This is a genomic window from Streptomyces sp. NPDC006207 (assembly GCF_040613835.1).
Taxonomy (GTDB): Bacteria; Actinomycetota; Actinomycetes; order Streptomycetales; family Streptomycetaceae; genus Actinacidiphila.
On sequence record NZ_JBEXSX010000073.1, the window covers coordinates 21,607 to 46,654 of the forward strand.

The 25,048-nt window shown below is 72.8% G+C and carries 27 protein-coding genes; 8 read left to right on the forward strand and 19 right to left on the reverse strand.

Annotated elements, in window-relative coordinates:
* Positions 1 to 94: undecaprenyl diphosphate synthase family protein (locus ABZ312_RS38200; RefSeq protein WP_500439700.1), on the reverse strand; the 94-nt coding region annotated here is incomplete at its 3' end.
* A gap of 54 nt (positions 95 to 148) precedes the next feature.
* Entirely contained in the window at positions 149 to 922 is a 774-nt protein-coding gene (locus ABZ312_RS38205; RefSeq protein WP_500326808.1) for an isoprenyl transferase, read from the reverse strand.
* Positions 923 to 1,032: 110 nt separating this feature from the next.
* Here ABZ312_RS38205 and mgrA point away from each other — a divergent pair, with 110 nt between their 5' ends.
* Positions 1,033 to 2,073: an L-glyceraldehyde 3-phosphate reductase gene (gene mgrA / locus ABZ312_RS38210; protein WP_500326806.1), complete on the forward strand. Its 1,041-nt coding sequence runs from the start codon at positions 1,033 to 1,035 to the stop codon at positions 2,071 to 2,073.
* Positions 2,074 to 2,091: 18 nt separating this feature from the next.
* Here mgrA and ABZ312_RS38215 read toward each other — a convergent pair whose 3' ends face one another.
* Entirely contained in the window at positions 2,092 to 2,805 is a 714-nt protein-coding gene (locus ABZ312_RS38215; RefSeq protein ID WP_500326805.1) for a prepilin peptidase, read from the reverse strand.
* A 47-nt stretch (positions 2,806 to 2,852) separates the two neighbouring features.
* Here ABZ312_RS38215 and ABZ312_RS38220 point away from each other — a divergent pair, with 47 nt between their 5' ends.
* Positions 2,853 to 3,245 (forward strand): DUF192 domain-containing protein, encoded by a 393-nt coding sequence (locus ABZ312_RS38220; RefSeq protein ID WP_500326803.1) that lies wholly within the window; start codon positions 2,853 to 2,855, stop codon positions 3,243 to 3,245.
* 43 nt (positions 3,246 to 3,288) lie between these two features.
* Here the strand turns inward: ABZ312_RS38220 and ABZ312_RS38225 are convergent, their stop codons facing one another.
* Positions 3,289 to 3,777, reverse strand: a complete 489-nt coding sequence (locus ABZ312_RS38225; protein ID WP_500326801.1) for a DUF3592 domain-containing protein — start codon at positions 3,775 to 3,777, stop codon at positions 3,289 to 3,291.
* A 160-nt stretch (positions 3,778 to 3,937) separates the two neighbouring features.
* Between ABZ312_RS38225 and ABZ312_RS38230 the strand changes: the two genes are divergently transcribed.
* On the forward strand, positions 3,938 to 4,768 hold the full coding sequence (locus ABZ312_RS38230; RefSeq protein WP_500326799.1) for an alpha/beta fold hydrolase: 831 nt from the start codon (positions 3,938 to 3,940) through the stop codon (positions 4,766 to 4,768).
* A gap of 324 nt (positions 4,769 to 5,092) precedes the next feature.
* On the opposite strand, the gene ABZ312_RS38235 is transcribed toward ABZ312_RS38230, so the two are convergent.
* The 11 genes from ABZ312_RS38235 to ABZ312_RS38285 form a co-directional block, all read right to left on the reverse strand.
* Positions 5,093 to 5,746, reverse strand: a complete 654-nt coding sequence (locus ABZ312_RS38235; RefSeq protein WP_500326797.1) for an OmpA family protein — start codon at positions 5,744 to 5,746, stop codon at positions 5,093 to 5,095.
* Between the two features lie 3 nt (positions 5,747 to 5,749).
* On the reverse strand, positions 5,750 to 6,322 hold the full coding sequence (locus tag ABZ312_RS38240; protein ID WP_500439693.1) for a hypothetical protein: 573 nt from the start codon (positions 6,320 to 6,322) through the stop codon (positions 5,750 to 5,752).
* Positions 6,323 to 6,336: 14 nt separating this feature from the next.
* A complete protein-coding gene (locus tag ABZ312_RS38245) occupies positions 6,337 to 6,924 on the reverse strand; it encodes a pilus assembly protein TadG-related protein (protein ID WP_500439701.1) in 588 nt (195 codons plus the stop codon).
* Positions 6,921 to 7,127, reverse strand: a complete 207-nt coding sequence (locus ABZ312_RS38250; protein WP_500439694.1) for a hypothetical protein — start codon at positions 7,125 to 7,127, stop codon at positions 6,921 to 6,923. Before ABZ312_RS38250 ends, ABZ312_RS38245 begins: the two co-directional genes overlap by 4 nt.
* A 279-nt stretch (positions 7,128 to 7,406) precedes the next feature.
* On the reverse strand, positions 7,407 to 8,291 hold the full coding sequence (locus tag ABZ312_RS38255; RefSeq protein WP_500326845.1) for a DUF5936 domain-containing protein: 885 nt from the start codon (positions 8,289 to 8,291) through the stop codon (positions 7,407 to 7,409).
* A 20-nt stretch (positions 8,292 to 8,311) separates the two neighbouring features.
* Positions 8,312 to 9,250, reverse strand: a complete 939-nt coding sequence (locus ABZ312_RS38260) for a type II secretion system F family protein (RefSeq protein ID WP_500357292.1) — start codon at positions 9,248 to 9,250, stop codon at positions 8,312 to 8,314.
* Positions 9,247 to 10,584 carry a TadA family conjugal transfer-associated ATPase gene (locus tag ABZ312_RS38265; RefSeq protein WP_500326792.1) on the reverse strand — a complete coding sequence of 446 codons (1,338 nt, stop codon included), beginning with the start codon at positions 10,582 to 10,584 and terminating at the stop codon, positions 9,247 to 9,249. Before ABZ312_RS38265 ends, ABZ312_RS38260 begins: the two co-directional genes overlap by 4 nt.
* Positions 10,581 to 10,970: a TadE/TadG family type IV pilus assembly protein gene (locus ABZ312_RS38270; protein WP_499513692.1), complete on the reverse strand. Its 390-nt coding sequence runs from the start codon at positions 10,968 to 10,970 to the stop codon at positions 10,581 to 10,583. The genes ABZ312_RS38265 and ABZ312_RS38270 overlap by 4 nt, the downstream gene beginning before the upstream one ends.
* Positions 10,967 to 12,532: a CpaE/TadZ family protein gene (locus ABZ312_RS38275; protein WP_500439695.1), complete on the reverse strand. Its 1,566-nt coding sequence runs from the start codon at positions 12,530 to 12,532 to the stop codon at positions 10,967 to 10,969. Before ABZ312_RS38275 ends, ABZ312_RS38270 begins: the two co-directional genes overlap by 4 nt.
* On the reverse strand, positions 12,529 to 13,242 hold the full coding sequence (cpaB, locus tag ABZ312_RS38280; RefSeq protein ID WP_500326788.1) for a Flp pilus assembly protein CpaB: 714 nt from the start codon (positions 13,240 to 13,242) through the stop codon (positions 12,529 to 12,531). Before cpaB ends, ABZ312_RS38275 begins: the two co-directional genes overlap by 4 nt.
* A 12-nt stretch (positions 13,243 to 13,254) precedes the next feature.
* Positions 13,255 to 14,148: a hypothetical protein gene (locus tag ABZ312_RS38285; RefSeq protein ID WP_500439696.1), complete on the reverse strand. Its 894-nt coding sequence runs from the start codon at positions 14,146 to 14,148 to the stop codon at positions 13,255 to 13,257.
* A gap of 231 nt (positions 14,149 to 14,379) precedes the next feature.
* On the opposite strand from ABZ312_RS38285, the gene ABZ312_RS38290 reads away from it, so the two are divergent.
* The gene (locus ABZ312_RS38290; protein WP_500326784.1) at positions 14,380 to 15,876 is read left to right on the forward strand and encodes a chitinase; all 1,497 of its coding nucleotides are present in this window, start codon (positions 14,380 to 14,382) and stop codon (positions 15,874 to 15,876) included.
* A gap of 108 nt (positions 15,877 to 15,984) precedes the next feature.
* On the opposite strand, the gene ABZ312_RS38295 is transcribed toward ABZ312_RS38290, so the two are convergent.
* Genes ABZ312_RS38295 through ABZ312_RS38305 form a run of 3 tightly spaced genes read right to left on the reverse strand, consistent with a single transcriptional unit; the run spans position 15,985 to position 18,070 of the window.
* A complete protein-coding gene (locus ABZ312_RS38295) occupies positions 15,985 to 16,389 on the reverse strand; it encodes a RidA family protein (protein ID WP_500326783.1) in 405 nt (134 codons plus the stop codon).
* Positions 16,386 to 17,144 (reverse strand): IclR family transcriptional regulator, encoded by a 759-nt coding sequence (locus ABZ312_RS38300; protein ID WP_500326782.1) that lies wholly within the window; start codon positions 17,142 to 17,144, stop codon positions 16,386 to 16,388. The genes ABZ312_RS38295 and ABZ312_RS38300 overlap by 4 nt, the downstream gene beginning before the upstream one ends.
* The gene (locus ABZ312_RS38305) at positions 17,141 to 18,070 is read right to left on the reverse strand and encodes a sugar kinase (protein ID WP_500360356.1); all 930 of its coding nucleotides are present in this window, start codon (positions 18,068 to 18,070) and stop codon (positions 17,141 to 17,143) included. The genes ABZ312_RS38300 and ABZ312_RS38305 overlap by 4 nt, the downstream gene beginning before the upstream one ends.
* A 113-nt stretch (positions 18,071 to 18,183) precedes the next feature.
* Between ABZ312_RS38305 and ABZ312_RS38310 the strand changes: the two genes are divergently transcribed.
* A complete protein-coding gene (locus ABZ312_RS38310; protein WP_500439697.1) occupies positions 18,184 to 19,434 on the forward strand; it encodes an alanine racemase in 1,251 nt (416 codons plus the stop codon).
* 208 nt (positions 19,435 to 19,642) lie between these two features.
* Entirely contained in the window at positions 19,643 to 21,217 is a 1,575-nt protein-coding gene (locus ABZ312_RS38315) for an N-acyl-D-amino-acid deacylase family protein (RefSeq protein WP_500439698.1), read from the forward strand.
* On the opposite strand, the gene ABZ312_RS38320 is transcribed toward ABZ312_RS38315, so the two are convergent.
* A complete protein-coding gene (locus ABZ312_RS38320; protein WP_500439702.1) occupies positions 21,138 to 23,030 on the reverse strand; it encodes a P-loop NTPase fold protein in 1,893 nt (630 codons plus the stop codon). The genes ABZ312_RS38315 and ABZ312_RS38320 overlap by 80 nt on opposite strands.
* Between ABZ312_RS38320 and ABZ312_RS38325 the strand changes: the two genes are divergently transcribed.
* Together ABZ312_RS38325 and ABZ312_RS38330 are read left to right on the forward strand one after the other, a co-directional pair.
* Entirely contained in the window at positions 23,029 to 24,240 is a 1,212-nt protein-coding gene (locus ABZ312_RS38325) for a pyridoxal phosphate-dependent aminotransferase (RefSeq protein ID WP_500326773.1), read from the forward strand. The genes ABZ312_RS38320 and ABZ312_RS38325 overlap by 2 nt on opposite strands.
* A gap of 82 nt (positions 24,241 to 24,322) precedes the next feature.
* Positions 24,323 to 24,724, forward strand: coding sequence for an SCO4983 family protein (locus ABZ312_RS38330; RefSeq protein WP_500326771.1), 402 nt, complete (start codon positions 24,323 to 24,325; stop codon positions 24,722 to 24,724).
* Positions 24,725 to 25,048 lie beyond the last annotated feature (324 nt).

Sequence of the window (25,048 nt, forward strand, 5' to 3'; positions counted from 1 at the left end):
AGTCACGCAACGCCCGCAGGAAGTCCACCCTGCGGAACGCCGGCCAGAACACCTCGCAGAAGTAGTACTCCGAATGCGCGCTCTGCCAGAGCATGCTGCATCCACGCGGGGAGCCACCCCCCGCACCCCCGGGAGCCGGGGCCCGCGCTCAGGCCCCGAAGCGCCGGTGCCGCGCCGCGTAGTCACGCAACGCCCGCAGGAAGTCCACCCTGCGGAACGCCGGCCAGAACACCTCGCAGAAGTAGTACTCCGAATGCGCGCTCTGCCAGAGCATGAAGCCCGACAGGCGCTGCTCGCCGGAGGTGCGGATGACGAGGTCGGGGTCGGGCTGGCCGCGGGTGTAGAGGTGCTCCGCGATGTGGTCGATGTCGAGGATCTCCGCGAGGTCCTCGATGGACGTGCCGCGGCCGGCGTGCTCGTGGAGGAGGGAGCGGACCGCGTCGGCGATCTCCTGGCGGCCGCCGTAGCCCACGGCGACGTTGACGAGTATGCCCTCGACGCCCTCCGTGGCCTGCTCGGCCTCCTTGAGGACGGACTGGGTACGGGCGGGCAGCAGGTCCTTCGCGCCGACGTGGTGGACACGCCAGCGGCCGGTCGCGGCGAGCCCGCGGACCGCGTCCTCGATGATGCCGAGCAGCGGGACGAGTTCCTCCGCCGGGCGGTCCAGGTTGTCCGTCGAGAGCAGCCAGAGCGTGACGACCTCGACGCCGGTCTCCTCGGACCAGCCGAGGACCTCGGTGATCTTGTCCGCGCCGGCCCGGTGGCCCTGCTCGGTCGTCCGCGCGGCGGCCTTGGCCCAGCGGCGGTTGCCGTCGAGGATGACGCCGATGTGCTTGGGGCCCTGCGACAGGTCGAGCCGGCGCTCCACACGGTGGGCGTACAGGTCGGTCAACCTGAGACGTACCAGGTCGCGCAGATTCATTGGCGGGCCCCTCCTGCGGTCGTCACCCCTTCGCCACCCTACTGCGCCTCCCCTCGGGCCGCCGAACCGGGTGCGGGGCTGTGGACCACCGTCGTGATAGGACCGCTTCTGTGGATATTCGTTCTCTCTACCGCGCCGCCGACGAGCGCTACGACGCGATGGCGTACCGCCGTACCGGCCGCAGCGGCCTCAAGCTCCCCGAGATCTCCCTCGGGCTCTGGCACAACTTCGGCGACGACCGCACGCTCGACTCGCAGCGCGCCATCCTGCGCCGCGCCTTCGACCTCGGCGTCACGCACTTCGACCTGGCCAACAACTACGGCCCGCCCTACGGCTCCGCCGAGAGCAACTTCGGGACCATCCTCGCCCAGGACTTCCGGCCCTACCGCGACGAACTGGTCATCTCGACCAAGGCGGGGTACGACATGTGGCCCGGCCCGTACGGCGAGTGGGGCAGCCGGAAGTACCTGCTCTCCTCGCTGGACCAGTCCCTGGACCGGATGGGCCTGGACTACGTCGACATCTTCTACTCGCACCGCTTCGACCCCGACACGCCGCTGGAGGAGACGATGGGCGCCCTCGCGTCCGCCGTCCGGCAGGGCAAGGCGCTCTACGTCGGCATCTCCTCCTACAGCGCGCAGCGCACCCGTGAGGCCGCCGCGCTGCTGCGCCAGATGGGCGTCCCGGCGCTGATCCACCAGCCCTCGTACTCCATGATCAACCGCTGGGTCGAGGACGACGGTCTCCTGGACGTCCTGGACGAGGAGGGCATGGGCTGCATCCCCTTCGTCCCCCTGGCCCAGGGCCTGCTGACGGACAAGTACCTCAATGGCATCCCCGAGGGTTCCCGGGCCGCCCAGGGCAAGTCCCTCGACCCCACCCTGATCACCGACGAGGTCGTACGGCGGCTGCGCGGCCTCAACGGCATCGCCGCCCGGCGCGGTCAGTCGCTGGCGCAGCTCGCGCTGAGCTGGGTGCTGCGCGACAAGCGGATCACCTCGGCGCTCATCGGGGCGTCGAGCGTCGCCCAGCTGGAGGCCAACGTCGCGGCGGTGGGTGCCGCCCCGCTGACGGCCGAGGATCTCGCCGAGATCGACGAGTTCGCCCTCGAGTCGGGCGTCAACCTCTGGTCCCGCAGCAGCGACGCGTGAGGTCGGCGGGCGCCCCGGTCAGGACGGCAGCAGCGGTCCGGCCAGGGCGCCGGCCAGGATGAACGGACCGAAGGGCAGCGGCGTACGGCGCTCGGCGCGGCGGGCCGCCAGCAGCACCAGGCCCGTGACGGCGCCCAGCGCGAAGGCCGCGAAGGTGCCGGCGGCGAGCGTCCCCCACCCGTACCAGGCGAGGACCATGCCCGCGGTCGGGGCGAGCTTGACGTCGCCGAAGCCCATGCCGTCCGGGTTGACCAGGTGCAGCACGAGGTAGAACAGCCCCAGCACGGCCGCCCCCAGCAGCGCCCGGGGCCACGAGCCCTCATGGCCCGGGAGCAGCGCGGCCGCCCCCAGCAGAGCCGCCGTCCCCGTGGCGGCGGGCAGCGTCAGCACGTCCGGGAGCCGCAGCACCGTCAGGTCGACGCGGGCCAGCAGCACTCCGAGCGGGACGAGCAGCAGCCACACCGTCAGTTCGGGGCGCGGCCCGGTGCCCGCCGCGACGGCCGCGCTGACCACGGCGGTCACCAGGGCGTAGCGCCATCCGGCGGCCGGCTTCCCGGCGTTGCGCACCGGCCCCCACCAGCCGCGCCGGCCGGCCGGGTAGGGCACGTCCGCCGGGCACCGGGCCCGCCAGGGCTGCTCGGGGGCGACGGACAGCCGGTACGCCGGACGCGGCAGGGCGAGCCCCGCGACGGTTCCCCACACGACGGCCGCGGCGATCGGATAGACATGCATCGGGCCCGACCGTACACGGGCGCACCACGCGAAGGGACGTGAGCCGCATGGGTGACCGCCGGCGCGACGGGACCGGGCTGCTGCACCTCACCGGCGGCCACGGCACGGACGGCGCGGTGACGCCGGACGGCGCGGGGATACCGCTGGAGATCGCTGCCTCCTACCGGGCCCGCACCCGGGGGCTGCTGGGCCGAACCGGGATCAGCGGGGCGCTGCTGCTCACGCCCGCCGCGAGCGTGCACACCCTGGGCATGCGCTTCGCCATCGACGTCGCCTACCTCGACCGTCGCCTGCGGGTCCTCGCCGTCCGCACCATGCCGCCCGGCCGGCTGGGCCGCCCGCGGCTGCGGGCCCGTCACGTGCTGGAGGCGGAGGCCGGCGCGATGGCGGCGTGGGGCCTGGTGCCGGGGGCGGCGGTGACGGTGGAGGCGCAGGCGTGACCCCTGCCTCGTCCCGTCCGTTGCGGGCGGCCGTGGCGGCCGTCTAGAACCCGCCGCCGCCGAAGTCCGCGGAGCCGGGGAAGCCGGGGGACTGTGCGCCGATGACGAGGAACAGGATCCCCGCGGCCAGGAAGATCCCCAGGAAGACCAGCGTCAGCGCCAGTTGGCCGTACGGCACCCGGTAGCCGGCCGGGACGACCAGCGCGTGCTCGGGTGCCTCGGGGACGTAGGCGACCGTCAGGTGGTCGCCCTCGATCGTCGTGCCCGGCGCCCCCGGGTCCTCGAAGCGCACGTCGCGCCCGTCGGCGGTCCGGAACTCGAAGACGAAGTGCTGCCGCGAGTGGGTCGGGCCCTCACCCGTCGAGCCCACGGTCGTGTAGACCCGCACACAGCGCCCCTCGGCGCGGAGCCCGCCGTGCACGGCCCGCCGTATCCACAGCACGCGACGGCCCGCGCGTACCGCGACCACCAGCGGTACGAGCGTGATCAGTACGGCCATCACGACAAAGAGCACCGGTATCGCGGCTTCCATCGACATCCCCCGTCGTCGCGCCGGGGGCGACCGCCCCCGTTGTCGTACGGAGACACCCGGCGCGCCCGGTCGGTTCCCGCCGGGGCGGGTGCCGAAGCTCACCCAACCGGGCGCAGGGAAGGGAGCGTTGGCGGTGCCGCACCGGCACTACGCTCCCGCCATGGGCCACACCGTGCTCGCCACCCCGCTGGGCGACGTCGCCCTGCACCGCCTCGGCACCCCGGCCACCGGCACCCCGCGCACGCCCGTGCTGCTGCTGCACGCCAACCCCGGCGACAGCCGGGACTACGGAGCCGTCGCGGCCGGACTCGCCGCGGAACGCGAGGTCTTCGCCCTCGACTGGCCCGGCTACGGCCGCTCCACCGCCGCCGCCCCGCACTCCGTCACCCCCGATGGACTCGCGGACGTGGCCGAGCGCGCCCTCGACGCCATCGCGCGCGGCGGCGCGCCGCGCGTCTACGTCGTCGGCAACAGCGTGGGCGGCTGGGCCGCCGTACGGCTGGCCGAGCGCCGCCCGGCGCAGGTGGCCGGGCTCGTCCTGGTCGACCCGGCCGGTTTCACCCGGCTCACCCCGGTGACCCGCTGGTTCTGCCGTGCCGTGATGGGACGTCCGTCCAGCGCCGCGCGCCTCATCGCCCCGCTGGCCCGTGCCTACCTGGGCCGGCTCCGTACGAGCAGCGCCCGCGCGACGTACGAACGCGCCCGTGGCGTCCGTGCCGACGCCGGCCGGCTCGCGGTGCACTGCGCCCTGTGGCGCGCCTTCGCCGCGCCCGGATTCGGGCTGAGCGGCGTCCTGCCGGGGGTCGTCCCGCCTGTCCTGCTGCTCTGGGGCCGCCGCGATCCGCTGCTCCCCGTGCTCACCGACGGTCGCCGGGCCCGCCGTTCGCTGCCGCCCGGCGCCACGTTCGCGACCCTGCCCACGGCGCACGAGGCGTACAACGAGCGGCCGGACCTGTTCCTGGCGTGCGTGCGGCCGTTCCTGACGGAGTGAGACGCGGGGGAAAGAAGACGGGCCGGTCCGCAGGGGGGGAGAGCGGACCGGCCCGAGGGGGGGGATTCCAAGGTACCGCGCCGGAACCGCTCTCCAGGTCCAAGGTCATGAGGGAGATGTGAAGGTTCCCTCGAAGAAGTGGCTCGATCGCCGGGCGATTAGACCGAATGGCCGCGAATGCGCCGACTCGTCCACCGACGCCACATCCGCACCGCATACGCTCCGTCACGGAAAGCACCGGACCTTTGGCCCGGAATTCAAGGGCTCTGTCGCCGCGCCTTACCCACGTGGGTGAGCCGTTCGGTTGACCGGCGGCCCCCGACGCTACGACGGACGGAACGTGATCTCCACGCGGCGGTTCTGCTTGCGGCCCGTCTCGGTGGAGTTGTCGGCGATGGGGTAGTCCTCGCTGTACCCGCGCACCTGGAACGAGTGGACGGAGTTGCCGAGCGAACCGAGCTCCTCCGCCAGGATCTTGTAGACGGCGTCGGCCCGCTTCTTGGACAGCACCTTGCCGTGCTCGTACGAGCCCAGGTTGTCCGTGAAGCCGAACACGCGGATCGGCTGTGTGACGTCCTTGGCATCGATGTCGGACGCGATGGCCTTGATCCGGGCGGTGGCCGTCGCGTTCAGCTTGGCGCTATCCCTGCCGAACAGGACGTCCGCCTGAAGGGCGTAGGTGACCGAGGAGTTCGACTCCTCGTGCCGCTCCTCGCCGTCGTCGGCCGAGGCGTCCTCGGAGGACGACGCGTCCGACACGGAGACGATGTCCAGCACCTTGGGCGGCGCCAGCGTCGCCCCCTCGGGCAGTTGCAGGTCCGGGTCGGCCGCGTCCACCTTCGTGGGCGCGGACGGGGTGGGCTGCGCCGTCGGGTCGTCGTCCGCCCGCGCGCTCGCGGCGGTGAGCGGAGTGAGCACGAGCGCGAGGCCGAGCACGGTCGCGACACCGGGACGGGGGTGCGGACGGGGACGGGGCACGGCTCACCCCTCCGCGATCGTGATCTTGGCCGGGGGCATCGTCGGCAGCTGGAACTCCACCTCGGTGGTGCCTTCCGGCGGCGCCGGGAACTGCGCGAAGAACGGCCTCGTCTCCTCGGGCCGGATGCCGATCAGCTTGGTCGTGCAGAGGCAGATGCCGTCGGTGTCGCGGAGCACGTAGTAGCGCTTCTTGCCGACCGCGTCGACCAGCACGGCACCGGCCACGGACGCCCCGGACTTGGCGACCGCGAGTTCCTGGCCGATCCAATTCGAGGCGTTGAACGAATCCGTCCCGTTGTTGGTGATCGTGCCCTTCACCGTCACGAAGCCTCCCGAGTCCCGGGTGGCCTCATTGACCGTGACCGTGATGCCCTTCTCACCCTTCATCTGGGCCAGGATCTGTTCAGGCGTGTCGGTCGGCGTTGCACTCGCCTTGGCCGAGCCTTTCGGCGCACTCGTCTTTGCGGACGGAGTGGCCCCACCCTTGCCTTCGTCACCACCACCGCTGCAACCTGCCAGGGCCGCGGCAAGAACTACGGCGACGATTGCAACCAGGCCCTGCTTCTGGATACGCATCGGTCCCCCGTTCCTCACTCGCTGAGATGGACGGAGTAGAACTCCGCCAGGTTCAGTTGGAAGTCGTCGCTCGTCGGGTCCACTGTCAGCCGGTCGCCGTCGCAGATGAACGTGATCTCGTCGCCATCCTTATCGTCGACGCCGCAGCGGCTTTCGACGACGGCGGTGGCTGTCGCGCGCGCATGCATCGAGTCGGTACCCGACACGACGGACTTGCCAACGGTGCCGGAGGTGTGGATTGCGACCGAGGCGCCGCCCGGACCGCTCACGTCACATTCGTCGACGACCGCATCGTTCTGGCCCGCGTAATCCGTGGCTGCACCACAGGCGTTGCCGGTGGTCATGCCGTTCAGGGTCAGTAGCTCTCGGAGTTGGTCCAGGTCGCCGGACTCCAGGGCCTCGAGGAACCGCTCCCGGACGCTGTCCCGAACCTCCCGCGCCGCCGCTAGGGCCGAGGCATCGGCCGCCGTTTGCGCCGTGTTGCGGATGGAGGACGCCTGACCCACGGCGAAGTAGGCGAAAGCGAGGAAGAACAGCGCCGCGACGGCCACGATGTAGATGCCGAGGGTTTGCCCGCTGTCACCGCGCCCACGCCTGCTCAGCCGGCGTCGACGATGTCCTGGATCTTGTCGAGGATCCCGTTCAGAACTGCGGTGCCGATGTCCGTCGTCCCGGCCAGCACACCGATGATGACCGCGATCACCACCGCGATGCCCAGGTACTCGAACGACGTCTGCCCCGAGTCGTCGCGGACGCGCATGCGCGTGCGCAGCGCGGTCAGCCGTTTCACAACCCACCTGCTCATCTTCCGTGCCCCAAACCGTAGTCACGTGACGTGCGCCGGCCGCGCCCCTTGCGTCGGCCGGGGTCTGGCTATCGTCGCGGGCGGCTGCGGTGCCGGTGAGGTCCACGGCGCACCGCCTCCCATCGGGTCAACCCGCCGCGATCCGTGCCTGATTGCAGGTGCAAATGTGGTTGCGGCTGCAAATGTACACCGCGACCGTGGGCTCCGCACCCAATATGGCGGCTCCGGTCACTACCCACCACCCGAACCGAACATGCGTTCACAACCCTGTCACCCCCATCACCCCAGCAGGTCACCGAAGTTGATGCGCGACCCGAGGATCGTGCCCGTCATCAGCAGGATCATCGTCGCGGGGACGAGGAGCGTGGTGATCACACCCGTCGCGCGCGGCACGGTGCGGGCCGCGCGGCGGCGGGCGTTCTGGGCCTCGGTGCGCCGCATGTCCGTGGCGATCTGGAGCAGCGTGCGGGCGATGGGCGCGCCCAGTTCCTCGCCCTGCTGCAGGGCCGTGACGAACTGCCCGACCTGCTCGCTGCCGTTGCGCCTGCGCAGCTGGTCGAAGGCGTCACGGCGGCTGACGCCGACGTCCATCTGGCGCAGGGCGATCCGGATCTCGTCGCTCCAGGGGCCCTTGTAGACGGAGGCGACGCGTTCGAGGGCCTGGCGGAAGCCGAGGCCGGCGCTCACCACCACCGCGAGGACGTCGAGGAAGTCCGGGAGCGTGCGCTCGATCTCGTCGCGGCGCCTGCGGATGGCGAGCCGGATGCCGAGGTCGGTCCAGCCCAGGCCGTAGGCGACCATCAGGAGGGCGGCGAACCAGTGGCCCGCCCGCAGGAGCACCAGGGCCGCGAGGCCGCCGAGGGCGCCGTAGACGGCGCGGCGGGCGGCGTAGCGGTCGACGGTGAGGCCGTAGGGGTGGCCCGCGTGGTCGATGCGGGTGCGGATCCGGTTGACCCGGGCGGGGCCCATGAGGCGCAGCACCAGGGGCGCCCAGCGCATCCCGAGGCGGTCGACGGCGTTGCCGACCTTGGTGGTGCGGGTCCGGCCCACCTCCAGGGCCAGTTGGAGGTCGCTGGGCAGCTTGACCTCGGAACGGTAGAGGCCGATGCCGTAGCAGACGCCCACCACTCCCAGGGCGGCGACGGCGGCCAGCACGACGGTGATCACAGGTCCCCCGCCCCCCCTCACACGTCGATCCGCGACATGCGGCGGATGAGCGCGAAGCCGACGACGTACAGGCCGAGCGCCACGAGCACGGCGATCCGTCCGGCCCCGGAGCCGGTCATCGCGCTCAGCGAGCCCGGCATGATCCGGTCGAGCAGCAGCAGCGAGCCGACGCCGATGACGGGAACGGCGTACGCGGTGACCGTGACCTGCGACATCTGGGTACGGATCTCGCGCCGGGTCTCCTTGCGCTCCTCCAGGGTCACCGTCAGGTTCCGCAGCGACTCCACCACCGAGCCGCCGGCCCGGGCCGACAGGACGAGCGTGGAGACCAGCACCACCAGTTCCCGGCTGGGCAGCCGCTCCTGCAGTTCGGCCATGGCGTCCTCGATGGAGTGCCCGAGCGTCATGGCGTCGGCGACCTTCCGCAGTTCCTCGCCCGCCGGGGCCTCCAGTTCCTCCGCCGCCATGCCGACGGCGGTGCGCAGGGCGAGCCCTGCCTGCGTGGCGTTGGCCAGGACGCGGGCGAGTTCGGGCAGCTGGGCGATGAAGCGCTCGGTGCGCACCCGTCGTCGCCAGCCGAGGAAGGAGCTGACCGCCCAGGCCGCCAGGAGCGCGGCGATCGGTCCGAAGAAGGGGGCCAGCACGATGTCGGCGACCAGCCAGGCGCCGCCGACGACCGCGAGGGCGGCCGCGGTGAACTGCCCGGGCGTCAGGTCGGTGCCGGTGGCGGCGAGCCGCGCGGCCAGCCGGCGGCCCCAGGCGGTGCGCCGGACCCGCAGGTCCAGCCCGGCGAAGGGCACGGCGCGCCGTTCCGCGGCCGGGACGTCGGCCAGCCGGTCCACGAGCGCGGCGCGGTCGGCGCGACCGCCGCTCCAGGCGTGCAGGCCCCAGACGCCCAGCACCAGCGCGAGGCCGCTCACGCCGAGCACCGCCAGGGCCATCGTTGGCGTGTTCACTTCGCCTCCCTGCTCGACAGCTCCAGCTCGGTCTCGCCGACCCCGAAGGCCGCCGGCACGGACTCGCCCGCCAGGTGGAAGCGTTCGGCCAGTTGACGCGGTACGGGCTGATGGTGGAACCAGCCCCGCACGATCCGGTCGGGCCCCATCGGCTCGGCGCGGAAGCGGGTCGCGCTGGTCAGCCGGAAGGTGTCGCGTCCCCGTGAGGACAGCACGGCGATCTCGGCGATCCGGCGGGTGCCGTCGACGTCGCGGCGTAGCTGGACGATGACGTCGACGGCGCTGTTGATCTGGTCGCGGAGCGCCTCGAAGGGGATCTTCACCTCCGACATCGAGGCCAGCGTCTGCAGCCTGAGCACCGCGTCCTCGGCCGAGTTGGCGTGCACCGTGGCCAGCGAACCGTCGTGGCCGGTGGACATGGCCTGCAGCATGTCGAGGGTCTCGCCGCCGCGGACCTCACCGACGATGATCCGGTCGGGGCGCATGCGCAGCGAGTTCCGCACGAGGTCGCGGATGGTGATCCGGCCCTGGCCCTCGACGTTGGGCGGCCGGCTCTCCAGGCGTACGACGTGCTCCTGCTGGAGCTGGAGTTCGGCGGCGTCCTCGACGGTGATGATCCGCTCGCCGTCCGGGATGAGCCCGGACAGCGAGTTGAGCAGGGTGGTCTTGCCCGAGCCGGTGCCGCCGCTGACGATGATGTTGAACTTGGCCCGCACGAGGGCGGAGAGCAGCATCAGCATGTGCTCGTCGAGGGTGCCGAGGCCGATCAGCTCGTGCAGGGCGTACGCGCGGGGGAAGCGGCGGATGGTGAGGACCGGGCCGGTCAGCGACAGCGGCGGGATGATGACGTTGACGCGCTCGCCGGAGGGCAGCCGGGCGTCCACCATCGGATTCGACTCGTCCACCCGGCGGTTGACGGTCGACACGATCCGCTCGATGGTCTGCAGGAGTTGCTCGGGGCTGCTGAACCGGGCGGCGACGGGCTCCACCCGGCCGGCCCGCTCGATGTAGATGCGGTCCGGGCCGTTGACCATGATCTCGGTGATGGAGGCGTCCTCCAGCAGCGGTTCGAGGATGCCCAGGCCCAGGGCCTCGTCCACGACCCGGCGGATGATGCCGGTGCGCTCCTTGGTGGAGAGCACCGGTCCCTCGCGGCTGATGATGTGGCCGAGGACGCGTTCCAGGCGCACCCGGCGCTCGGCGGCGGCGAGCGCCGACATCTCGGCGAGGTCGATCTCCTGGAGGAGCTTGGCCCGGTAGACGGCGACGAGGTGGCCCTCCTGCGTCTGCGGGGCGGTGTCCTCGTTCGCGGCGATGCGGTCGCGCAGGCTCATTCGTCGGCCCCCTCGTCGTCCTCCCTGGGCATCGTGGCGGTCCGGGTGACGGAGCCCGGGCTGAGGCCCGGGAGCACCGACGGGATCTCCACGGTCGCCGTCGCCTGCACGGAGTCCCCCGTGTCGCCGGTGGTGCTGACCTGCGTACCGTCCTGCAGCCAGGAGCTCACCGCCTCCGTGCCCGCGACGGGGCCGCTCACGGGAGGGTCGTGCAGCGCGGCCATGCGCGCGGCGGCGCGGGCGGCCGTGCCGGCCTGGGCCGCGGTGTAGGCGGCGAGGCCCAGCTGCACGCCCGCGAGGGCGATCAGCAGCAGGATCGGCAGCATCCCCAGGAACTCCAGGGAGGCGCTGCCCCGGTCGCGCCGGCGGCGGGTCCGGGCCGTCACGGCGTGCCCGCCTCTTCGTCGACGGCCGAGGCGTGGCCGTGGACGGTCAGCGGGAAGTCGATCGCGCCCGGGAAGAGGACCGGGACCCGCAGGCCCACCGTCACCCCGACCATGCCGTCGGTGTGCGTGGTGCCGAAGTCCTCGATCTGCCACGCGCCGGGCAGGTCGTCGGCCGCCGCCGCCTGGGCGTCCTTCCCCACCGCCGCCGCGCGGGCGGCCCGGTCGGCGGCGTGGCCGGCGAGGGTGAAGGTGTACCCGGTCAGCACCGCCTGCCAGAGCAGGACGAGCACCAGCAGGATCAGCGGTGTCATGCCCAGCGTCTCCAGGGTGACCTGGCCCTGTTCACCGCGGCCGCGGCGGCTCCTGCGGGGCGGCACCGCGTGCCCGGGCCCGCAGACGCCGATCTCCGCCGCGAGCGTCCACACGCCCTGCTTGACGGTGGAGCGGTTGTCGAGGTCCTGGAGCCGTCCGGCGTCCACGACCGCCTGCAGTTCCCGGAAGGCGGCGGGGACCACGGCGGAGGCGATCCGGGTGCCGGTGATGCGGGCGATCAGCGAGGGCTGGATCTCGCTGCCCCGGGTGTACCGGTTGACGGTGGCGACGACGTCCTGGGGCTTGCGGATCTGCAGCCGGTCCCACATGCGCACCATGCGCTTGGCGGCGCGCACGGCGACCACGTCGGGCGTGGTCACCAGCAGGGCGGTGTCCGCGGTCTCGACGGCGACCGCGTTGGCGCCGGTCATCTGGGTGCCGCAGTCGACGACCACGACCTCGTACCGCTGCCGGAGGGCGTGCAGCACGTGCCGGGCGGCACGGTCGGTGACCTCCTCGCCGCGTTCGCCCTCGCCGGGGGCGAGCAGCAGCGCGGGCCCGGACTCGTGGACGTACATGGCGTCCTGCAGTACGCGGGTGGTCACGTCGGCGATGTCCGCGAGGTCGGCGACGGAGCGGCGGAACTGGACGTCGAGGTAGGAGGCGATGTCGCCGCCCTGGAGGTCGAGGTCGACCAGGGCGGTGGACTTGCCGGCGGCCTGCGCGGCGAGGGCGAGCTGGACGGCGACGACGGTGGTGCCGACCCCGCCCTTGGCTCCGGCCACGGCGACCAGCCTGCCCCCGGGGACGGCGGGCAGCGCGGGCTGCTGGGGGCTGAGGTGGCGCCGAACGCCGGCCGCCCAGGCGGCCGCCGCCTCGACGCGGGCGCCGAGTTCGTCGTACGACAGGGGCACCCCGGCGACACCGCGCGCGCCGGCGTCCATGGCGCCGGACAGGACGGCCGGGCTCGGGTCGGCGGTGAGCAGGATGACGCCGACCGCGGGGAAGCGCAGCGCGATCTCGCGGATGACCTCGAGCGCGGGCACCGGGGTGATGCGGTCGTGGACGACGACGACCTCGGGCAGTTCGTCGACCCCGGTCCCGGCGGCGCGGGCGAGGACGTCCAGCAGTGTGGTGGAGTCCGGCAGCGCGGGCCCGGGTTCGGCTCCGGGCAGCTGGTGGAGGACCCCGGTCAGGGCGCGGGCGGTGTCGGGGTCGGGGGTGCCCGACAGGATGCGGACGCCGGTCACGAGGCGGCTCCGTCACCGGCGAGGGTGTAGGTGCGGTCCCGTTCGGAGGGGGCGGTCGCGTCCCCCGGGGCGACGAGGGCGAGGCGTACGTGCCGGGCGAAGGACTCGGCGAAGGCGACCCGCTGGGCGTCGGCGGCGCCGAGGGCGAAGGTGATGGGGACTCCCTGGCTGCTGACCCGGCGGTTGTCGCCGCCGGTGTCGAAGGCCTTGATCTGGCCGACGTCGATGACCCGGGCGCCCGCGACGATGATCTTCGAGACCTCGGGGTCGGTGTCCCTGCGCGGGGCGAAGGTGGCGAAGATGTTGACCCTCGCCCCCGGGGTGATCTTCCCGGCGACCCCGGTCTCCGCGTCGATCATGATCGCGATCTCCATCTGCCCGGCCCGCAGCGCGGGCCGCTCGGCGACCATGTCCGTCTGCAGCAGGGAGCCCCGGTGCAGGGGGACGGCGGCTATCTTGCCGTCGAGCTGGCCGACGTCGCGGACGGCGGTGACGGGCAGCCAGCGCTCGGGCATCCGGACCTCACGCAGTTGGGCGCGGCCGACCGCCTCGTACGCGGGCACGTCCGCGGCCAGCCGGTACGCGGTCACCTTCGGCCCGACCTGGGAGCGGGCGTCCCCGATGACGGTGACGACACCGGCGAAGGCGGCGAGCGCGCACAGCGCGGAGACCACGAGGAGGACGACGCCGCGACGCTGACGTGAGTTCATAGAGGTGGGGCCCTATCGCTCAAGTGCCGACTGCTGGTGGGGGGAGACCTGGGGGGTGGGCGACGCCCTGGGCGACAGGGAGGGCGCGCGGGGTCCCGAGTGCACGACCTGGCGCGGCCGCTCCGGGGGCCGGATGCGCTGCTGCCCGTCCACCGTGGCCGAGCAGAACAGGCAGCGGTCGCCGATGACCGCCAGGCCGCACCAGCCGCAGGTGTCCCGGCGGACCGAGGTGACCAGCTGGTAGAGCACGCCGACGTCGGCGATGTAGGCGGTGAACTCGACCAGCCTGCCGGTCCCCCACCAGCGCGCGGAGTCCGCCGGCAGCGGCACCTCCCGCACGTGCTGGCTCCGCCAGGAGCGGGCCAGCGGCCCGGTGACCCAGCCGGCGTCGATGGCGTGGCCGTGCGCGACGGCGAGCTGGGTGAGGAACGCGGGCCCGGCCGGCACGGCGTCGGGGCGCGCCTCGGACAGGTGCGGTTCGGGGTGGGCGAGGACGGCGAAGTGGCGCCCGGGCACCAGGGACTTCAGGTGGGCGCCGACGGGCACGTCCACCCGGTCGAGCCGGGACACCGAACCGAGCAGGGCGCCGGAGTGGAGGTAGTGCGACAGCAGCCGGGCGGCCCCGGCGAGCACACCGGGCCCGAGGTCGGTGGCGGCGAGCTGGCGCAGTTGCTCGGCCAGGAGCAGGGCGGCCAGCGGTGGCAGGTCGACCGGGACGATCGCCACCCGGTCCGCCTCCAAGGTCGCGCGCACGGTGTGGACGCGGCGGCGCAACGGGTCGGTGGGCTCCGGCGGGACGAGCACGACGAGGTGGCCGTGGGCCTCCAGGGCGGCGGCGGTGCGCGTCACGTGCTGCTCCAGCGGGAGCGCGAGGTCGTCCGCCGTGACCGCTATGACGCTCGACACCCGCGACCTCCCGGAACTCCCGCCCAGTCCCTGCCCGGAGAGCTTATCCCTGCGTAGCCGGAGCAGTGCGGAAAGTCGCCGAACAGTTGATGAAGTCGGTGGTACCCGCGGGACGACGGTCTACGCACGACGGCAAGGGTATTGACCCCCGCATTGGTCTGGACCAAACTGCGTCCACACAAGAGTGGCCACTCGCGTAACCGCCCAACTCCTCGCCCCCAGGAGGCAGTAGTGGAACACGCACGCCCGCGGAGCACCGCCCTCAGAGCCGCGGCGGCCGTCGGCGCCGCCGCCCTCGCGGTGGCGGGACTCGTCGCCACGTCCGGCAGCGCGAACGCCGCCGACACCAACATCGTGACCAACGGCGGGTTCGAGAGCGGCCTGTCCGGATGGTCCTGCACCGCCTCCAGCGGCGCGGCCGTCGGCTCCCCCGTGCACGGCGGCACCAAGGCGCTCCAGGGCACGCCCTCCTCCTCGGACAACTCCCGCTGCTCGCAGACCATCAGCGTCCGGCCCAACTCCACGTACACGCTGAGCGCGTTCGTCCAGGGCAGCTACGTCTACCTCGGCGCCACCGGCACCGGGATGACGGAGGCCTCGGTCTGGACCCCGTCCGCGTCCTCGTACCAGCAGCTGTCCACCAGCTTCACCACGGGCGCGAGCACCACCTCGGTCACCGTCTACCTGCACGGCTGGTACGCGCAGCCCGCGTACCTGGCGGACGACGTGAGCCTGCTGGGCGCGCCCGGCACGGGGACGCCGACCCCGACCCCCACGCCCACCCCCACGCCCACACCGACGCCCACACCGACGCCCACACCGACGCCGACGCCCACCGGCGGCGGCTCGCTGCCCAAGCACGTGCTCACCGGCTACTGGCAGAACTTCAACAACGGCGCGACCGTCCAGACCATCGCCCAGGTCCCGAGCCAGTACGACATCATCGCGGTGTCGTTCGCCGACGCCACGACCACGCCCGGCGCGGTCTCCTTCACCCTCGACCCGGCGCTGAACTACCCGGTCAGCCAGTTCAAGACCGACATCGCGGCGAAGAAGGCGGCCGGCAAGAAGGTCATCGTCTCCGTCGGCGGCCAGAACGGCACGATCAGCGTCACCGACTCCGCCTCGGCGAACAACTTCGCGAACAGCGTCTTCTCGCTGATGCAGACGTACGGGTTCGACGGCGTCGACATCGACCTGGAGAACGGGATCAACGCGACCTACATGACGCAGGCGCTGCGCTCCCTGTCGGCCAAGGCCGGCTCCGGGCTGGTCATCACGATGGCCCCGCAGACCATCGACATGCAGTCGACGTCCTTCGGCTACTTCCAGACCGCCCTGAACATCAAGGACATCCTGACCGTCGTCAACACCCAGTACTACAACAGCGGTTCCATGAACGGCTGCGACGGCAAGGTGTACTCGCAGGGCACGGTCGACTTCATCACCGCCCTGGCCTGCATCCAGCTGCAGAGCGGTCTGGCCCCCTCGCAGGTGGGTCTCGGCCTGCCGGCGTCGACCCGGGCGGCGGGCAGCGGCTACGTCTCGCCGACCGTGGTGAACAACGCCCTGGACTGCCTGACCAAGGGCACCAACTGCGGTTCCTTCAAGCCCTCCACCACCTGGCCGGGGCTGCGCGGCGCGATGACCTGGTCCACCAACTGGGACGCGACCAACGGCAACGCCTTCTCGGGCACCGTCGGCCCGCACGTGCACGGGCTGCCGTAACCGGCGGGACCGTCACCGACGCACCGCGCCCCCGGGAGAGGTCCCGTCCCCCGGGGGCGCGGTGTCACGTCGGACCACCGGGCCCACCGCGCCGGCGACGCCGCCCGGTCAGCCCAGGACGGCGAGGGCGTCGATCTCGACGAGCAGTCCGGCGGGCAGGCCGACGTAGACCGTCGTACGGGCGGCGGGGGCGCCCTTCAGGCTCGCGAAGAACTCGTCGAAGAGGGCGTTGAACTCGGGGAAGTGCGCGGTGTCGGTGAGGTAGACCCGGATCATGACGACGTCCTCCCAGGACGAGCCGCCCTCCTCCAGCACCGCCTGCACGTTGGCGAGGGTCTGCAGGGTCTGCTCCCGCAGCCCCGGGCCCACGGGCGCGGGCGCCTGACCCGGCACGGCGGGGCCGAAGCCGACCTGACCGGCGACCTGCAGGATGTTGCCCTTGCGGACACCGTGGGAGAACCTGGCCGGCGGGGTGGTGTGGCCGGCCGGGGTGATCGCGGTCTTCTCGCTCATCTGGTTCCTTCGCTCGGCCTTCCGGAGTACTCGCGGCTGATCGCCTCCGCGGTGCGCCGGACCTGCGGGCGCAGCTTCAGCAGTTCCTCCGCGCTGACGACCACATTGGGGGCGGAGAGGGAGCAGGCGGCCATGACGCGCCCGTCGGCGCCGCGGATCGGCGCGGCCACGCAGTTGATGGACTCCTCGTGGCCGCCCAGGTCGCTCGCCCAGCCCTGCTCGCGGACCCGGGCGAGTTCGGCGAGGTAGGCGGCGGCGTCGGTGGTGGAACGCGCGGTGTAGCGCGGGTACTCCAGGCCCTGCGCGACCGCGCGCCGCTCCGCCTCGGGAAGGTCGGCCAGGAGCAGCTTCGCCACGGCGGCCACGGTGATGGCGACGGGCTTGCCGATCCGCGAGTACATGCGGACCGGGTAGCGGCTCTCCACCTTGTCGATGTAGACGACCTCGCCCTCCTCGTACACCGCGAGGTGGACGGTGTGCCCGGTCAGTTCGCCCAGGGCGGCGAGGTGGGGGTGGGCGATACCGCGGACGTCCAGGTTCTCCATCGCCTCCTGGGCGAGGGCGAACAGCCGGGCGCCGAGGCGGTAGCGCTGGTCGTCCTGGCGGTAGACCATGCCGTGCTCGTGCAGGGTGCGCAGCAGCCGCAGTGCGGTGGACTTGTGCACGTCCAGGCGGGTGGCGACCTGTTCGAGGTTGGCGGGCCCCTCCGCGAGCAGGGGCAGGATGCGCAACGCGCGGTCCACGGTCTGGCTCATGCGCGCAGTCTCCCCCATGCCTCGTCACCGAGGGTGGCGAGGGAGTCGCCCCGTACCCCGATCACCGCGGCGGCCAGGGCGTGGCCCCGGGCGAGCCGCTCCCGCAGCGGGAGCGTGCGCAGAGTCGCCGACAGGAACCCCGCGGCGAAGGCGTCACCGGCCCCGACGAGGTCGACGACGGGCGTGTCCGGCGCGGGCACGAAGACCCCGTCGGCGCCGCCCTCGTACGCGGTGGCACCGTGCGCGCCCTGCTTGACGACGAGGACGGCGGGACCGGGCAGGGCCTCGCGCACGGCGTCGGCGTCCGGCAGGCCCCAGGCGGCCTCGGCCTCGTCCTCGCCGACCAGGACGAGGTCGCAGCGCGCGGCGAGCCGGGCCAGCCGTACCGGGTCGGCCGAACGCCACAGGGCGGGGCGGTGGTTGACGTCGAAGGAGACCAGCGGGCGGCCCGGAGCGGGGGCGGTGAGCTCGTGGACGAGGTCCGCGCACCCCTCGGAGAGCGCGGGCGTGATGCCGGACAGGTGCAGGACCCGGCCGGCCCAGGCCTCGTGGCGGGCGACGTTGCCCGGGCCCATGGCGGTGGCGGCCGAACCCGCCCGGTAGTAGGCGACCTCGCCGTCGCCGGTGCGGAAGTAGACCCCGGTGGGGCGCTCCCGGTCGCGGCGCACCCCCGAGACGTCCACGCCGGCCGCGGCGATCGTCGCCACCAGGTGGTCCCCGAACGGGTCGGTGCCCACCCGGCTGATCCAGCGCACGGCATGGCCGAGACGGGCCAGCGCGCAGGCCACGTTGGACTCCGCGCCACCCGTCCCACGGTCGAAGGCGGCCGCGTCGGCGAGGCGCTGCCCGGGCACGGAGGGGACGAAGGTGACCATGGACTCGCCCACGCACACGACGTCCAGGGCCACGCCCACGGTCCCGGTCACTTCCGCTCCTCTCCGCGCACCGTTGACCCGGTGCTGGCCGGGATGTTAGACAGCGGGAAACACGGTACGCAACGGTCGTTGCACATATTGCAACGGCGGTGGACGGAGGCGGGATGGACCAGGTCACGGGCATCGACGAGCTGCACCGGGAGCGGGTGGACCACCGCTTCAAGGGACTGCCGCCGGACGCCGACGGCCTGACCGTCGGCGAACTCGCCGCCGAGCGCCGCACCGTCTTCGACGGCGGCTTCACGACCCCGCTGCTCACGCTCTCCGAGCCCGCCCTGGAGCACAACCTCGCCCAGCTCGCCGACTGGACCGGCAAGCACGGCCTCGCCTTCGCGCCGCACGGCAAGACCTCCATGGCCCCGCAGCTCTTCGCCCGCCAGCTCGGCCACGGCGCGTGGGGCATCACCGCCGCCACCCCGCACCAGGTGCGGGTCTACCGGGCGTTCGGCGTGCGGCGCGTCTTCCTCGCCAACGAGCTCGTCGACGCGGCCGCGCTGCGCTGGCTGTCCCGCGAGCTCGCGGGCGACCCGGAGTTCCGCTTCGTCTGCTACGTGGACTCCGTGCGCGGGGTGGAGCTGATGGACGCGGCCCTGACGGCGGTCGTGGACGTCGTCGTCGAGCTCGGCGCGGAGGGAGGCCGCACCGGCGTGCGCGGCCCGGAGGAGGCGGCGCGCGTCGCCGACGCGGTCGCCGCGGCACGGCACCTGCGGCTCGTCGGCGTCGCGGGCTACGAGGCGCCGGCGGCGGACCCGCGTGCGTGGCTTGTCGAACTCGTGCAGCTGGCACAGGAATTCGACGCGGCGGGGCGTTTCACCGGCGTCGAGGAGATCGTGGTGAGCGCGGGTGGCAGCGAGTGGTTCGACGCCGTGGCGGACGCGTTCGGCACGCTCGGGGACCTGTCCCTGCCGGTGCTCGGGCTCCTGCGGTCCGGGGCGTACGTCACGCACGACGACGTCCACTACCGCGATCTGACGCCGTTCCACGACCGCATCCCCGCGGAGGGGTCGCTCGAGCCCGCCTTCCGCCTCTGGACGCAGGTGCTCTCCCGGCCCGAGCCCGGCCTCGCCCTCCTCAACGCGGGCAAGCGCGACGCGCCGTACGACCTCGACCTCCCGGTGCCGCAGCTCGTGCGCCGCGCCGACGGTTCCGCCGTCCCGGCGGCCGGGCTCACGGTCACGAAGCTCGCCGACCAGCACGCGTTCGTGGACGTCGCCCCCGGGGCACGGGACCTGGCGGTCGGCGACTGGGTGGGGCTGGGGGTGTCGCATCCGTGCACGGCGTTCGACAAGTGGCAGCTCATCCCTGTCGTGGACACGGGTGGGGTCGTCACGGATTTCGTCCGCACGTTCTTCTGACGGCCCGGTTGTTTGTGTGCGGGTTGTTTGCGCCTGCGGCGGGCATCCCCCGCCCTCCCTCCCGATTGCCCGGTGCGGCACCGACCCCACAACGACCGCGCGGCGCGGTCACTGACCGCGCCGGGCAATCGGGAGGGCGACGGGAAAACCGCCAACCCCGACCACAACGGTGCCGCAGACGAAGAAGACGCACAAAGGAGACGCACGGATGGAGTTGGCGATTCGCGGCGCGACCGTCGTGGACGGGTCCGGGGCGACCCCGGCGTACCGGGCGGACGTGCGCGTCGTGGACGGCCGCGTCACCGAGATCGGGACGGTGCGCGGCGCACGCCGCACGCTCGACGCCCGCGGGCTCGTGCTCGCCCCCGGGTTCATCGACATGCACGCGCACAGCGACCTGGCCCTGCTCACGGACCCCGCGCACGAGGCGAAGGCGGCGCAGGGCGTGACCCTGGAGGTGCTGGGCCAGGACGGGTTGTCGTACGCCCCCGTGGACGACCGCACCCTGGCCGGGCTGCGCCGCCAGCTCGCGGGGTGGAACGGCGACCCCGAGTGCCTGGAGTACGACTGGCGCAGCGTCGGCGAGTACCTGGACCGCCTGGACCGGGGCATCGCCGTGAACGCCGCGTACCTGGTCCCGCAGGGCACCGTACGGATGCTGGCCGTCGGGTGGGAGGACCGTCCGGCGACCGCGGCGGAGCTGGACCGGATGAAGGAACTGGTCGCCGAGGGGCTGGCGCAGGGGGCCGTGGGGATGTCGTCCGGGCTGACGTACACCCCGGGGATGTACGCCTCGGACGCCGAACTGACCGAGCTGTGCCGGGTCGTGGCCGCCCACGGCGGCTACTACTGCCCGCACCAGCGCAGTTACGGCGCCGGCGCGCTCGAGGCCTACGCCGAGATGATCGCCGTGACCCGGGAGGCGGGCTGCGCCCTGCACCTGGCGCACGCCACGATGAACTTCGGCGTGAACGCGGGCCGTGCGCCGGAACTGCTCGCGCTGCTGGACGAGGCGCTCGCCGCGGGGGCGGACATCACCCTGGACACGTATCCCTACCTGCCGGGCTGCACGACGCTCGCGGCGACCCTGCCGAGCTGGGCGACGGAGGGTGGTCCTGAGGCGACCCTCGCCCGGCTCCGGGACGACGCGCAGGCGGAACGCATCCGGCACGCGATGGAGGTGGAGGGGTCGGACGGCTGCCACGGCGTGCCCGTGGAGTGGCGGACGCTGGAGGTCTCCGGGGTGCGCGAGCCCGCCCTGGCGGGCCATGTGGGGCGCCGGCTGCCGGACTTCGCGACGGTGCGCCGGCTGCTGCTGGAGGACCGCCTGGGCACGACGGTCCTCCAGCACGTGGGTCACGAGGAGAACGTCCGGGCGATCATGCGCCACCGCGTCCACACCGGCGGCAGCGACGGCCTGCTCGTCGGCGACAAGCCGCATCCCCGCGCGTACGGCACCTTCCCGCACTACCTCGGCCACTACGTGCGCGAGCTCGGCGTGCTCGGCCTGGAGGAGTGCGTCGCGCACCTCACCGGACGCCCCGCGGCCCGGCTGGGGTTGCCGGACCGCGGCCTGGTCCGCGAGGGCCACCGTGCGGACCTGGTGCTGTTCGACCCGGGGACGGTCGCCGCGGGCGCGACGTACGAGGCGCCGCGCACGCTGCCCACCGGCATCCCGTACGTGCTCGTCGACGGGCGGTTCGTCATCGAGGACGGCCGCCGTACGGACGTCCTGGCGGGACGCTCGGTGCGGAGTCGGGCTGCCGCAGGACGTGGTCGATGAGGTCGCGCAGCGCGGCAGGTTCGCAGACGAGGCCGAGGGCGCCGGCCCGGCGGGCGCGCTCCTCGCGTTCCGGGGCGACCCAGCCCGCGTAGAAGAGCGCAGGGCCGGTGTAGCGGCCGGTGCCGCGCAGGTGCTCGAGGTCGGTGAAGCCCGCCTCCGGGTCGCCGTGGCGTTCGATGTCGGAGATCAGCAGGTCCGGGACGGCGAGCGGCAACCGCTCCTCCGCACCGGCACGGTCCTCGACGACCTCGACCTCGGCTCCCTTGTGCCGCAGGGCCCGGACCTCGGTGGCGACGGTCCCGGGGTTGTCGTCGATCCACAGCACGCGCAGCCCGGTGTACGGGCCGTCCTCCGGGGCCCGGGGAGGCTCGGGTGCGGCCTGCGAGACGGCCTGGTCCAGGTCGACCGTCGTGATCACGGCGGCCAGTGGGGAGCGCCGCAGGCGGTGGATGAGGTCGGCGGCCTCGGGCATGCGGACGAGGTCGTCGACGAGGGAGGTGAACGCGCGGTCCGCGACCAGCGCGGGGAAGGACGGGGGGAGCTGCCGTTCCAGTTCGGCCAGGGCCCGGGCGCGCTCCTCCGGTCCGGGGTCGGCGGCGAGCGGCACCTCGTGCTCGGTGAGGAGGCGGCGCACCAGTGCGTCGCCCTGGCCGGTGGGGACCGCGGGCGAGCGCAGCAGGCGCCGCACCGCCCGGTAGTCCAGGAACTCCTGGATCGCGTCGTTGCCGCGTCCGCCGACCAGCACGCCGTGGAAGTCGCCGTACAGGTACTGCAGCAGGAGCATGCGGAGCATGACCTCGGGGCCGAAGTCCTGCCAGACGGGGTTGAGTCCGGCCTCCAGGACGAAACCGTTGAGCAGCCTCTTGACGCGGCGTGGATTGCCCCCGGTGCGTTCGGCGAGCAGGTTGACGTGGGTGTCGTCGAGGAGCGCACCGATGCCGGCCCGTTCGGCGCATCCGCGCACGTATCCCTCGATGTCCTCGGGGGGCGGTACGCGGTAGTTGGTCTGGAAGACCTTCTCCATGAAGGCGGAGCCCGCCGGGGACAGGTCGCCGAGCAGGCCGCCCGGGGACAGCGCGGAGCGGTCGCAGCCGATGACGAAGGCCACCCCGGGCACGTCGAGGTAGACCTTGACGGCCTCGCAGACGGCGAGCACGGTCTCCTCGGCGCAGCGGTCGAGGTCGTCGATGAAGACGACGAGCAGCCGGCGCGGCGCGTGCTCGCCGGTGCCGGCCCACTGCGTCGCCAGGTCCCGCAGGGCGTCGCGCATCTCGTTGCGGGCCTGGGCGTTGACGGAGAGGCTGCGCCACAGCTCGTCGACCAGGCCCGCCGCACCGAGCGGTCCGGCGAGCAGCGTGGCCGCGGCGCGCAGGGTCCGCAGCAGGGCACGGTGCTCGGTCGCGCGGTGCAGGGCACGGCGCAGCAGCCGGCGGTCGAACTGCGTCAGGACGGACTTGATCAGACCTTCCAGGGCGTCGGCACCGCGTGAGGTCCAGGCGTTGTACCAGACGGTGTGGACGTCGACGGTGCCCCGGAGCTCGGCGTCGAGCAGGCGCATCAGGCTGCTCTTGCCCGTCCCCCAGCCGGCGTCGACGGCGAGGGTGAACGGGGTGGATCCGCGCGAGTCGAGGAGCAGCCGGGCGAGTTGCCGCGCGGCGCGCCCCCGCCGAGGAGGTCGTCGTCGGCATTGGCGACAGGTTCGTCGTTGAGTAACGAGAACATGCGGCGAGAGTAGCGGCACGTCACCATTCGGCGCATACGTGGCCAAGAACACGGGGCGGTCCCCGGTACGTGCCCGTAAGCTCACGGACATGCAGGTGATCCAGTCCACGAAGCTCTCCAACGTCTGCTACGACATCCGCGGCCCGGTGCTGGAGGAGGCCATGCGGCTGGAGGCGGCGGGTCATCGCATCCTGAAGCTGAACACCGGCAATCCCGCCGCCTTCGGTTTCGAGTGCCCCCCGGAGATCCTTGAGGACATGCTGCGCAGCCTCGGCGGCGCGCACGGCTACGGCGACTCCAAGGGCATCCTGCCGGCGCGGCGGGCGGTCATGCAGCACTACCAGACCAAGGGCGTCGAGCTGGACGTCGAGGACATCTACCTCGGCAACGGCGTCTCCGAGCTGATCCAGATGTCGATGCAGGCGCTGCTGGACGACGGCGACGAGGTACTGATCCCGGCGCCCGACTACCCGTTGTGGACGGCTGCGGTCTCCCTGTCGGGCGGCACCCCGGTGCACTACCGCTGCGACGAGCAGGCGGACTGGTTCCCCGACCTCGCCGACATCGAGCGCAAGATCACCGACCGCACCAAGGCGCTGGTGATCATCAACCCGAACAACCCGACGGGCGCGGTCTACGACGACGAGCTGCTGCGGCAGCTCACCGACATCGCCCGCCGCCACAACCTGATCGTCTGCTCGGACGAGATCTACGACAAGATCCTCTACGACGGGGTGACCCACACCCCGACCGCGGTGGTCGCCCCCGACCTGCTGACGCTGACCTTCAACGGACTGTCGAAGGCCTACCGGGTGGCCGGCTACCGCAGCGGCTGGCTCGCGGTGTGCGGCCCGAAGGAGCACGCGACCAGCTACCTCGAGGGCCTGACCATCCTGGCGAACATGCGCCTGTGCGCGAACGTCCCGGCCCAGCACGCGGTGGCCACCGCCCTCGGCGGCCGCCAGTCGATCAAGGACCTGGTGCTGCCGGGCGGCCGGCTGGCCGAGCAGCGGGACGTGGCGTACGACCTGCTGACGCAGATCCCCGGGGTCACCTGCGTGCGGCCGAAGGGCGCGCTGTACGCGTTCCCGCGGCTCGACCCGAAGGTCTACAAGGTCAAGGACGACCAGCAGATGGTGCTGGACCTGCTGCGGGCCGAGCGGATCCTGGTGGTGCAGGGCACCGGCTTCAACTGGCCGGAGCCGGACCACTTCCGCCTGGTCACGCTGCCGGCGAAGGAGGACCTGGCGGACGCGGTGGGCCGGATCGCGCGCTTCCTGGACGGCTACGGGCAGCCGTAGCCCGGGCCAATACCTCGAAAAGCTCCCTCCTTGGACTGAGTCCAAGGTAGGATGTACTCCTGATTGCAGGAGGAGTGCACCCATGTACGAACCGATCCGCACCAAATCGGTCCATACGACGGCAGCGCCCACCTCTCCGCGACGCAGTCGTGACGAGGAGCTGGACCTCCAGCTCGCCGGACACCTCGCCGCCCTGCTCACCGTCACCGACGAGCTGCGGGCGCTGGAGTGCAGCCCGGACCTCGACCGTGCCGCGGAGCAGCTCGCCGAGGCCGTGGCGGGCCTGCACCACGGGCGTCCGCCGCTGCGGCTCTCCCCGGCTCCGGCCGGACGGGGGCGGGCGGAAGCGGCCCGTGTGGCGGCCCTGCACCGGAGGGCCCGCGCGCTCGCCGGCCGGGCCCTGGTGGTCGCCGAGTCACGCCAGAACGCGGAGGCCGCGGCGCTCGCCGAACGCCAGATCGCGGTCCACACCGCAGCCGCCTAGGAACCGCCCGAGGGCCGGGACCGGGGTTCGTGCCTCCGGTCCCGGCCCTCGGTGTGAGGGTCGGCGCGGCCCGCCCGTGGGGCGATGGTCAGGGTCGGGGATCCCACGACCGGGCCATGCCCACCGCCGGGCCGCCCGCCCGCGCCGCACACACGGGGAGGGTCGGGCCGCCCGGAATCCGGTGGGGCCTAGGCCGTGTCGTCAAATGCCCGCCTGCCCAGCGACGCCCGGCACGGCACTCCCCCAGCCTTCGGCCGGGGGTGCCCCCACGCTGCGTTGTCGAATCGTCCGAGTAGCCCACTACGAGGACGACTCTCCGCCTTG

Excerpts from the sequence above, each read along its gene's own strand:
- ABZ312_RS38320 (WP_500439702.1), bottom strand. The coding sequence starts at position 23,030 with ATGTCCGTGAGCTTACGGGCACGTACCGGGGACCGCCCCGTGTTCTTG.
- ABZ312_RS38250 (WP_500439694.1), bottom strand. The coding sequence starts at position 7,127 with ATGAGCAGGTGGGTTGTGAAACGGCTGACCGCGCTGCGCACGCGCATG.
- ABZ312_RS38225 (WP_500326801.1), bottom strand. The coding sequence starts at position 3,777 with ATGGAAGCCGCGATACCGGTGCTCTTTGTCGTGATGGCCGTACTGATC.
- ABZ312_RS38315 (WP_500439698.1), top strand. The coding sequence starts at position 19,643 with ATGGAGTTGGCGATTCGCGGCGCGACCGTCGTGGACGGGTCCGGGGCG.
- ABZ312_RS38300 (WP_500326782.1), bottom strand. The coding sequence starts at position 17,144 with ATGAGCCAGACCGTGGACCGCGCGTTGCGCATCCTGCCCCTGCTCGCG.
- ABZ312_RS38215 (WP_500326805.1), bottom strand. The coding sequence starts at position 2,805 with ATGCATGTCTATCCGATCGCCGCGGCCGTCGTGTGGGGAACCGTCGCG.
- ABZ312_RS38265 (WP_500326792.1), bottom strand. The coding sequence starts at position 10,584 with ATGAGCCTGCGCGACCGCATCGCCGCGAACGAGGACACCGCCCCGCAG.
- ABZ312_RS38310 (WP_500439697.1), top strand. The coding sequence starts at position 18,184 with ATGGACCAGGTCACGGGCATCGACGAGCTGCACCGGGAGCGGGTGGAC.
- ABZ312_RS38240 (WP_500439693.1), bottom strand. The coding sequence starts at position 6,322 with ATGCGTATCCAGAAGCAGGGCCTGGTTGCAATCGTCGCCGTAGTTCTT.
- ABZ312_RS38230 (WP_500326799.1), top strand. The coding sequence starts at position 3,938 with ATGGGCCACACCGTGCTCGCCACCCCGCTGGGCGACGTCGCCCTGCAC.
- ABZ312_RS38220 (WP_500326803.1), top strand. The coding sequence starts at position 2,853 with ATGGGTGACCGCCGGCGCGACGGGACCGGGCTGCTGCACCTCACCGGC.
- cpaB (WP_500326788.1), bottom strand. The coding sequence starts at position 13,242 with ATGAACTCACGTCAGCGTCGCGGCGTCGTCCTCCTCGTGGTCTCCGCG.
- ABZ312_RS38325 (WP_500326773.1), top strand. The coding sequence starts at position 23,029 with ATGCAGGTGATCCAGTCCACGAAGCTCTCCAACGTCTGCTACGACATC.
- ABZ312_RS38330 (WP_500326771.1), top strand. The coding sequence starts at position 24,323 with ATGTACGAACCGATCCGCACCAAATCGGTCCATACGACGGCAGCGCCC.
- ABZ312_RS38295 (WP_500326783.1), bottom strand. The coding sequence starts at position 16,389 with ATGAGCGAGAAGACCGCGATCACCCCGGCCGGCCACACCACCCCGCCG.
- ABZ312_RS38205 (WP_500326808.1), bottom strand. The coding sequence starts at position 922 with ATGAATCTGCGCGACCTGGTACGTCTCAGGTTGACCGACCTGTACGCC.